This window comes from Pseudomonas sp. ABFPK (assembly GCF_001586765.1).
GTDB lineage: Bacteria > Pseudomonadota > Gammaproteobacteria > Pseudomonadales > Pseudomonadaceae > Aquipseudomonas > Aquipseudomonas asiatica.
This window is the reverse complement of record NZ_LQXW01000054.1, coordinates 1-8,235: the sequence shown is the minus strand read 5'-3', so window position 1 is coordinate 8,235 and position 8,235 is coordinate 1. Positions and strand designations below refer to the sequence as shown.

Genomic DNA, 8,235 nt, shown 5'->3' with positions numbered 1-8,235 from the left:
AACACGGAGAACCGGTCGAAAAAGCTCTCCGTACATGATTTTTCGGTCACTTTTCGTCCAATGACGCTGTAGGTGCCTGGAAAATTGCAACTTGCCGCGGCTGCACGACAAGTTGATCGGAGCATCCCTAAGGGAGCCGGAAAGTAAATCCATAAGGAGCTGTCCTATGAATCGCCTAAAAGTCCTTTTCTTTGTGAGCTCGATATTTGTCTCGTCTTTTGCGTTGGCTGAAGGTGGCGCAGACCGGATCGCGGAGCGTATGGAGAGCCTGCGCGACAAAGCAGAAGCAACCTTGGTACAAACTGAAAAAGCCCCTGAAGGACAGCGCCATGTACACATGGCCGAGCATATGAAAATGCTGGGCGAAATCATGAGCCAGCTCCATCAAGATCACCCAAACGCATCAATGTCACCTCAGCAGCACCTCGCCTGGATGGAAAAACACGACGCCATGGTTGATGACGTTTTGAACCAAATGCAGCGCGAGCACAAACTGATGCTTTCTGAGAACCATCAGTAACCGAATACCTCCGACGGGGCTCTTTGAAACGCTCCGCTAGACACGGCGTCATCTGGGCGCCGTGTTTTCTCAGGAAAACTGACAGAAATGTAGTGTTCAAGTCAGTTAACGGGCAGCTCTATCCCTTTAGCATAGCTAGTGTTTTCCACTTGCTCTCGAGGTCACCATGAAAACTAAGCTCATTAGTCCAGTTATTGCGGCAATCACCCTACTCCTCGGCGCTACGGCGATGGCCAGCGTAGGTCATGGGAAAGAGGATATCGGTCAGCCTGGAGTCGCCTCAGAGGTCACTCGCACGGTTGATGTGGAGATGGGTGATATTTTCTTCAAAACTAAAAGCGTCGACGTAAAGCCCGGTGAAACGGTTCGCTTTGTACTTCACAACAAAGGGGCGTTGCTGCACGAGTTCAATATCGGCCAAGCCGCTGCTCACGCGGCGCACCAAAAAGAAATGGCGAGCATGTTCCAGAATGGAACGCTTACACCCACCGGAACTGGAAAAATGTCGGGCAATATGGGCCATAGCATGGGAGGCATGAAGATGGTTGGAATGGAACACAACGACCCGAATAGCGTGCTGATCGAGCCAGGGGCAACCAAGGAGTTGATCTGGACCTTCAACAACACAACTGGACTTCAATTTGCCTGCAACGTGCCAGGTCATTACCAGTCGGGGATGGTCGGTCAATTTGACTTGAAGTAAGCCTGAACCGACCGTTAAAACCGCGTCGACGCAAGAGTTCGCTATGCTCTGAGGCAGAGATCAGAGCAACACGCTCACAAACGGGTCTAGATCATGGATAACCATCAGCATCCGGCTGGAGGCACCTCCCCACCATTTTGGAGGCGCAAAACAGGCGTTGTACTGATCATGCTCGTTGCGATCGGTGCCTTTTACGGGGTGCGGGAACATTTCACCCACGTTTATCCGTATTTGCCCTACCTCATCCTGTTGATCTGTCCATTGATGCATTTTTTTGGGCATGGACATGGCGGACATGCCCATGGCGATCAGGCAGGAACCAACAAGGAAGAGAAATAGCTATGCCCACTACACCGAGCCACCACGATCACGGTCCCGCCCACGCTGCCTCGCCCCATGACGGTGATCTACGTGACCCGGTGTGCGGTATGGCGGTTACACCTCCAAGTAAATTTGGCGAGTCTTACCAAGGACAGACGTATCAATTTTGTAGCCAGAAATGCCAAGAGAAATTTCGGGCAGATCCAGAACGCTACATTGGTAATCATCCCAGCGCTGAACCCAGCAGCGCCGCTATAGAGCCCGCGCTACAGGTAGCCACTGAGTTTACCTGTCCTATGCACCCGGAAATAAGACAGCCAGGGCCCGGCAATTGCCCTAAATGTGGCATGACATTAGAGCCGGTCATGCCCGCGCTTGATGACGTTGACAAAACCGAGCTCCGTGATTTCACGCGCCGCTTTTGGTGGTCTCTGCCTTTAACCGTGATAGTGACCGTTCTAGCCATGGCGGGCCATTCATTACAACTCTTCCATGGTTCGGTTCAAAACTGGATCGAGTTTGCTCTTGCGACGCCGGTCACCTTATGGGCAGGTTGGCCCTTTTTTGTAAGGGCCATAGCAGCTGTTAGAAATCGCAGTCCAAATATGTGGACACTGATAGGTTTGGGTACTGCCGCAGCGTATCTTTACAGCATCGCGGCAACCCTATTTCCCCAAAGTTTTCCCACCACCTTCATGCAAGATGGACGCATCGGCGTCTACTTCGAAGCCGCTGCGGTCATCATCTCGCTCACCTTGCTTGGGCAAATTCTTGAGCTCAAAGCACGTTCACAAACCTCCGCCGCCATTAAGTCCCTTCTAGGCCTTTCTCCCAAAACTGCACGCAAGATCAACGCTGATGGTCAGGAGGAAGACATTCCTCTTACCCATGTTCACTTGGGAGACCATTTGCGGGTCAGACCTGGTGAAAAAGTGCCAGTTGATGGCTCTGTACTCGAGGGAGAAAGTGCGGTGGATGAATCCATGCTCACTGGTGAACCTGTGCCGGTAATGAAAAGAGCAGGGGATAGTTTGATCGGCGCCACGCTTAATACTCATGGAAGCTTGGTGATGAAGGCGCAAAAGGTCGGCGCCGACACCATGCTGTCGCAGATAGTACAAATGGTCGCTCTAGCCCAACGCTCCAAGGCGCCAATGCAACGAATGGCCGACTCGATTGCCGGCTACTTTGTGATGGGGGTTATCGCGATTGCGTTGCTGACACTCTTAGGCTGGGGGCTATTCGGTCCGGAACCCAGCTGGGTCTTCGGCCTGATAAACGCTGTTGCCGTACTTATCATCGCTTGCCCCTGTGCACTGGGTCTCGCAACGCCCATGTCGATCATGGTTTCGACAGGTAAAGCCGCCAGTATGGGTGTGCTGTTCAGGGATGCCAGTGCCATTGAAAACCTTTGCAAGATCGACACACTGATTGTCGATAAAACGGGGACCCTGACAGAGGGACGGCCGGTATTTCACAGTGTGGAGGCCACACCCGATTTCAACTCACACGATGTGCTTCAACTGGCCGCTAGCCTTGATCAAGGCAGCGAACATCCTTTAGCTCATGCCATCGTCGATCACGCCCGAACTGAAAATGTTGCGCTCACCAAGCCTGAATCGTTTGAGTCCGGATCGGGGATCGGAGTCAGTGGCCTCGTTGATGGCAAGAAAGTACAGCTGGGCAACACTGCACTGATGGAAGCTGCCGGCGTGAGCACAAAGGTCTTACAAGACCGTGCAGAGTTGTTGCGCCTTGAAGGCATCAGCATCATCTATCTAGCAGTTGACGGGGTCTTGGCAGGATTACTGGCGGTCTCAGACCCGATAAAACCGACCTCTAAAGAAGCAGTCACCAAGCTTAAGGCTGATAACGTAAAAATCATCATGGCCACGGGAGACGGGCTCACCACCGCACGTGCTGTCGCCAAGGAGATGGGTATTGAAGAGGTTCATGGTGAAGTGAAACCTCAGGACAAAGAGCGCCTGGTGGCGGACCTCCAGCAATCCGGTCGAAAGGTTGCCATGGCCGGCGACGGTATCAACGACGCACCGGCCTTGGCGCGAGCAGATGTGGGCATTGCCATGGGTACAGGGACTGACGTCGCGATGAATAGCGCGCAGCTCACGCTGGTAAAAGGCGACCTGATGGGGATTTTACGGGCACGGGCACTTTCGGTTGCAACGGTAAAAAACATGCGGCAAAACTTGGGGTTCGCCTTCCTTTACAACTCAATGGGTATTCCCCTCGCCGCAGGCCTGCTCTATCCACTGACGGGGCACCTTCTGTCTCCAATGATTGCTGCGTTAGCCATGAGCGTCAGTTCTGCGTCTGTAGTTTTCAATGCTTTGAGGCTGAGGAATACCCGAATTGATTGAGCGTAACCGATGCTCGCAGCCCGCTATACATAACTCTTGACCTTACCGTCGTGTCAACGTTGATCCTGTTGTTGCGGTGAAAATAGACCGCTCAGCACAAGAGGAATAACCATGTTCGTCTTAAACTTATCAGGCATTGGTTGCGGTAGCTGCGTCAGCAAAATCACCAAAGCAATTCAGTCACTGGACAGCGAGGCTATGATTTCCGTGGATCGCGCGGCAGGTAAGGTAAGCGTTGAAAGCAGCGAAAAACCAGAGCAGGTCCGTAAAACTGTCGAAGCACTCGGTTTCCCTTCCCAAATCAGCGCCTGAGGCGCTGATTCCCTCGCTGGGTAAAGTTTATTATTCACCTCGCAGAGCTTTAAGTAGCCCCTTAAATGCTCCATTTAATCTAGTAAAGGCGGTTTCGAAATGAATTTCATTTTCCGTATACTTTGCGACCTCGACCTGTTGATCCACAGTATTTTGATCAATGGAAGGTTGGTTCGGCGTACTGTAAAGCAAAGCACCGCCGTGAATATCACTTACTAATTCGTTTACGGCAATATGTTTTGGGTTTGTTGTTTTTAAAGAGAACGGAGTAGCCAAACCTCCTTTTGTTTGGCTAGCCAGTACAGCAGAAAAGTCCAAGTCTCTGGCCTTAAAGTTAGGAGTGTCGGCATTAGCGATATTATTGCTAAGTACCTCAGCTCGTTGGCTGCGAAAAAGTAATGCTCTTTCTGCGGAGCCAAGCGCTTTTTCAAAATTGATACTCACCGGTGGCCACCTATAGTTACGCTGCCATTTAATTCCCACCTATCGAACACTCAAGTGCTTAACGTAGTGCGTCCGAGTCGAGGTATGATTTCAGCGAAAACTCAAAAAACGCCACGCCATCGTGCAGTGACCGGAAACTTACAACACCGCACAGGTAAATTTTAGATGGTGGATGGAGGTTATGTGTCGTTGGATAGCTTAGACCTTACGGACTAATCACTCTGTATGTCAAGAGAAATATCGCAACCTGACACAACTGTAATATTGGCCTAAGCTTCCTGACAGGGGATGAGTCTTATAGTCCTATTGAGCCTCAAGCTCACCCCCCAAGAGTCAACGATTGATGTGGATTCAGGGGTTACCAATAATCATCCGAGGTCCCCCAAATGAACCCTATCAAAACCTTGTTCGTCATCGCGGCTCTGACCGTCTCTTCTTTGGCTATGGCTGAAGGCGGTGGTGACCGGACTTTCGCACGCATGGAAGTGGCCAGGAATAATTCGATGGAATCGTACCGAGTAGCTCAAACGCAAAATGCCCAACCTCCCGTCGCTGAAAGCAAAGCCAAGGCGATGGACTCCAAGACTTACCCTGTCCCTTCGGTCAGTTTTGACCTCTACAGTTAATTCCAGCAGAGCGATATTCGAGGATTTTCAACTCACCTGTTGAGTCCTCGTAATTCATCTGTGTCGGCATCACGTCGCAGCTACCTTTGAGCGAAGTCATACTGATAACTCTCGCCACATCCAGTTTCATTCCGTAGCGATAATGGATCACTTCAGGTGGTTTTTTTCCATTGGCAGCGGCGTAGGCACGCATTGCTTGCTCATTTGCCTGAATCATCTTTCCGTGTAAGCGATCAGATCCTCCTTCAGCTAAAGCGGATGAGGAGACGATTACGAGCATGAGGGCGGCAATGCTTTTAGCGGTGTTCATTTCTGTTACTCCATGAAGACATGAGTGAAGCTTACCGACTGGGAGCTGTCATCCACGTGATCCGGGAATTACATGTTTGTAAGTCCGATCGGTGATGCTGTCACGCGGCTCTATGACATACGGCTGGTCTCGTTCCGCCCAGGTGAGTTTCACAGCGAGTATGAGTTCGACCGCACCAACCGATACCTGGTACGCGGCTTTGGTACACGTTGGCCGGCACCGAAGGATGAGAGACCAGACGCCGGCGGCGCTGCTGCGCGTCAGCGGCCGTCACCAAGTGACGTGGCCACCGCCCTCGCATTCGTCAAACCGGCCGGAAATTGACCTGGCCAGATGGAGAAAATTGGACGTTTATGGAAGCGTACTTTTTGCGAGAAAGTGTGAGGGTATTCTAACGTGCTGGATCACCCTCCAGCCCCCGGAATACCTGATGTATACGTGATCAGTATCGGATAGATATATGATGAGATATCTGTTGAGGAAATGTGAAAGTGTAGTGGCTATATGCCGTCATTCTTTGTGTAAATTTTCAAAAGTCCTGACCCTGATACAGGATTGAGTGTGTTACAAGTAGGCCGATCACTGGATGTGCGTCCTTTCCGAGCCCTACCTTGTAAGTCGGTAACTGATGTCTGATCTTCTGTTTTTTCCTATGTCTATGCCGGACGAGATGCTGCATTCCCGCATCACGCGCTATCACTTCCTTTCAGGTAACAGAACCGCTAGGGAGACTTTCCGCGATCTGTTTGGCTCGGAGCCTTTCAACGTAGGCATGTTACCCAAGCAAATTGACGTGCTCGCTGCCAGATTGCCTGGTGAAACGGCGAGGAATCTGGATGATCTCGTCAGCACGAATACTACCTTTCCCGCCTATAGGCCGTTTCTGGGCGTAAGCCAAGGAGCGGAAGCCGGCAATCCAGGGCTCAGTTTCTCTGGGGTTGCCCGCGTTCCTCGCCGAGAGATAACGGTCCATGGCAAGGCAAAGCTTTGCCGCTCGTGCGTAGAGCAGGACTTTCTTGAGTTGGGGTATGCGTATTGGCATCGGTCACACCATTTGCCAGGTGTGTACGTCTGCTGGCGTCATGGCGATTCCCTGATGCATGCATGCCCGAAATGCTCCCTGCCGTTCTTCCGAAAGCTTCGGTTGCTGCCGGTTCTCTCAGAGCCCTGTGTATGCGGTTGGAGCGTGCTCAGTCCGGCGGTTGTGAGCAAGGGCGCTCATCACGAAAGGAAATTTGCAGAGTTTGCACATGAACTCCTCCAGCGCAATATCCCACCGCAAAGCAGTGAGACTCTTTGTTCGACGTATATTAGGCAGTGCAAGAAACGAGGGTTCGTACATGGAAAGTTTACAGGCACCGCGAAGCTGTTCGACAGTATTCGTGATAAATATGGTGATGAATCCCTTTCGCAGATGGATAATGCCTATGCAGCAGGGAAATACAACCAGTGGATAAGGTTTACTCAGCACAAAGATCAGGTGGACATGCCCCTTTCTCGGCATTTGATCATTGCGCAGCACCTGTTTGGTAGCGCTGAAGAGTTTGAGCATGCGCTGAAGAAGGAGCATATTCTTCAGGGTGTGGCAGGTGTCAGGCTACGTGCTCTGGATGAAAAGCCAAAACCCGGCAAAGAGGCGCAGTTCCGTCAGAAAGTCGAAACCCTGCTGGCAATTCGAGGGCATGCAAGCCTGGAGTACCTCTGGAGCAACGCCTATAAGGCCACCAAGTGGCTTTACGAGAACGATAAACCTTGGCTGCTGCGCAAGCTCACCACGCCAACCCCAGCACCCACTGAGGCCGAGGATGCCACTGATTCCCGAGACAGCGCATTTGTCGCCATCCTGTTGAAGGGGGCGGAGGACATGTATCAAATTTCCAGGGGCCAGAAGCGCGTCAATTTTAGTAATCTGCAAAAACTACTTCCTGTTTCATTGCCGGGGGATGCACTAATACGTAAGCGCAGATTTCCTCTTGCCGCTCAGCAGGCCGAATCGCTGCTTGAATCTGTTTGGCACTTTCGACTCAGGAGGATAATTTGTGCCATTGACGATATGACGAAACTTAAGCTTCCAATAGGCGGCGGAAGTCTTAGAGCTGTCTCTACCGTCCCTTTTTCAGCTTTTCAAGCGATCGTCAGTTTATTTGAATGGGATTTAGATGCTTTCGGAAAGAATGGAGTAGATCCTGAGGCCTTACTCAAGTCGACGGGTGTATTTCGAGACTGGCAGGGACCTCCAGGTTTTAATGTGGTCCTCGGTGGTAATGCGTACTACCGCAATAAGCCAGACAAGGCGTAACTAAAAATCGTGAGTTGAGCACTTTCTATTCTGCACATGAGTCCGTGACTTTGATCGGGTGCATGTTCAGCAGTAAGCTAAGAAAAAGTGTAGGAGTTGAGGCCATGGTCATCAGTCAGTGCCTTACCGGGGAGCAGTGTTCGGTCGGTCTGAAGGTCGCGCTTCGAATCATCAAATCCTGGCGAGCAACTCTAGGGATGCTCCGATCAACTTGTCGTGCAGCCGCGGCAAGTTGCAATTTTCCAGGCACCTACAGCGTCATTGGACGAAAAGTGACCGAAAAATCATGTACGGAGAGCTTTTTCGACCGGTTCTCCGTGTT

Annotated in this window: 9 protein-coding genes and 1 pseudogene; 8 read left to right on the top strand and 2 right to left on the bottom strand. The window is 51.4% G+C overall.

Annotated elements, in window-relative coordinates; translation table 11 throughout:
* Nucleotides 1–166: 166 nt before the first annotated feature.
* The 5 genes from WM94_RS24090 to WM94_RS24070 all read left to right on the top strand — a co-directional run bounded on the left by WM94_RS24090 (nucleotide 167) and on the right by WM94_RS24070 (nucleotide 4,234).
* Complete coding sequence (locus WM94_RS24090; protein WP_061552271.1) at nucleotides 167–520, top strand: co-regulatory protein PtrA N-terminal domain-containing protein; 354 nt, start codon at nucleotides 167–169, stop codon at nucleotides 518–520.
* Between the two features lie 166 nt (nucleotides 521–686).
* Nucleotides 687–1,223 (top strand): plastocyanin/azurin family copper-binding protein, encoded by a 537-nt coding sequence (locus tag WM94_RS24085; protein WP_004575498.1) that lies wholly within the window; start codon nucleotides 687–689, stop codon nucleotides 1,221–1,223.
* A gap of 93 nt (nucleotides 1,224–1,316) precedes the next feature.
* Nucleotides 1,317–1,562 carry a DUF2933 domain-containing protein gene (locus WM94_RS29755; protein ID WP_004575499.1) on the top strand — a complete coding sequence of 82 codons (246 nt, stop codon included), beginning with the start codon at nucleotides 1,317–1,319 and terminating at the stop codon, nucleotides 1,560–1,562.
* Nucleotides 1,563–1,564: 2 nt separating this feature from the next.
* On the top strand, nucleotides 1,565–3,922 hold the full coding sequence (locus WM94_RS24075) for a heavy metal translocating P-type ATPase (protein ID WP_080641049.1): 2,358 nt from the start codon (nucleotides 1,565–1,567) through the stop codon (nucleotides 3,920–3,922).
* A gap of 111 nt (nucleotides 3,923–4,033) precedes the next feature.
* Complete coding sequence (locus WM94_RS24070; RefSeq protein WP_004575501.1) at nucleotides 4,034–4,234, top strand: heavy-metal-associated domain-containing protein; 201 nt, start codon at nucleotides 4,034–4,036, stop codon at nucleotides 4,232–4,234.
* 30 nt (nucleotides 4,235–4,264) lie between these two features.
* Here the strand turns inward: WM94_RS24070 and flgB are convergent, their stop codons facing one another.
* The gene (gene flgB, locus WM94_RS29750; RefSeq protein ID WP_004575502.1) at nucleotides 4,265–4,678 is read right to left on the bottom strand and encodes a flagellar basal body rod protein FlgB; all 414 of its coding nucleotides are present in this window, start codon (nucleotides 4,676–4,678) and stop codon (nucleotides 4,265–4,267) included.
* Nucleotides 4,679–5,064: 386 nt separating this feature from the next.
* Between flgB and WM94_RS29745 the strand changes: the two genes are divergently transcribed.
* On the top strand, nucleotides 5,065–5,304 hold the full coding sequence (locus WM94_RS29745) for a co-regulatory protein PtrA N-terminal domain-containing protein (RefSeq protein WP_080634929.1): 240 nt from the start codon (nucleotides 5,065–5,067) through the stop codon (nucleotides 5,302–5,304).
* On the opposite strand, the gene WM94_RS24065 is transcribed toward WM94_RS29745, so the two are convergent.
* The gene (locus WM94_RS24065) at nucleotides 5,282–5,614 is read right to left on the bottom strand and encodes a DUF2790 domain-containing protein (RefSeq protein ID WP_004575503.1); all 333 of its coding nucleotides are present in this window, start codon (nucleotides 5,612–5,614) and stop codon (nucleotides 5,282–5,284) included. The two genes, WM94_RS29745 and WM94_RS24065, sit on opposite strands and share 23 nt — an antisense overlap.
* A gap of 628 nt (nucleotides 5,615–6,242) precedes the next feature.
* Between WM94_RS24065 and WM94_RS29735 the strand changes: the two genes are divergently transcribed.
* Together WM94_RS29735 and WM94_RS30640 are read left to right on the top strand one after the other, a co-directional pair.
* Entirely contained in the window at nucleotides 6,243–7,913 is a 1,671-nt protein-coding gene (locus WM94_RS29735; protein WP_082810634.1) for a TnsD family Tn7-like transposition protein, read from the top strand.
* A 104-nt stretch (nucleotides 7,914–8,017) separates the two neighbouring features.
* Nucleotides 8,018–8,235 (top strand): annotated as a pseudogene (locus WM94_RS30640) (hypothetical protein); the annotation flags it as partial.

Bases quoted from the DNA above. Each gene is read 5' to 3' on its own strand.
- WM94_RS24090 (WP_061552271.1), top strand. From the start codon at position 167: ATGAATCGCCTAAAAGTCCTTTTCTTTGTGAGCTCGATATTTGTCTCG.
- WM94_RS24085 (WP_004575498.1), top strand. From the start codon at position 687: ATGAAAACTAAGCTCATTAGTCCAGTTATTGCGGCAATCACCCTACTC.
- WM94_RS29755 (WP_004575499.1), top strand. From the start codon at position 1,317: ATGGATAACCATCAGCATCCGGCTGGAGGCACCTCCCCACCATTTTGG.
- WM94_RS24075 (WP_080641049.1), top strand. From the start codon at position 1,565: ATGCCCACTACACCGAGCCACCACGATCACGGTCCCGCCCACGCTGCC.
- WM94_RS24070 (WP_004575501.1), top strand. From the start codon at position 4,034: ATGTTCGTCTTAAACTTATCAGGCATTGGTTGCGGTAGCTGCGTCAGC.
- WM94_RS29745 (WP_080634929.1), top strand. From the start codon at position 5,065: ATGAACCCTATCAAAACCTTGTTCGTCATCGCGGCTCTGACCGTCTCT.
- WM94_RS24065 (WP_004575503.1), bottom strand. From the start codon at position 5,614: ATGAACACCGCTAAAAGCATTGCCGCCCTCATGCTCGTAATCGTCTCC.
- WM94_RS29735 (WP_082810634.1), top strand. From the start codon at position 6,243: ATGTCTGATCTTCTGTTTTTTCCTATGTCTATGCCGGACGAGATGCTG.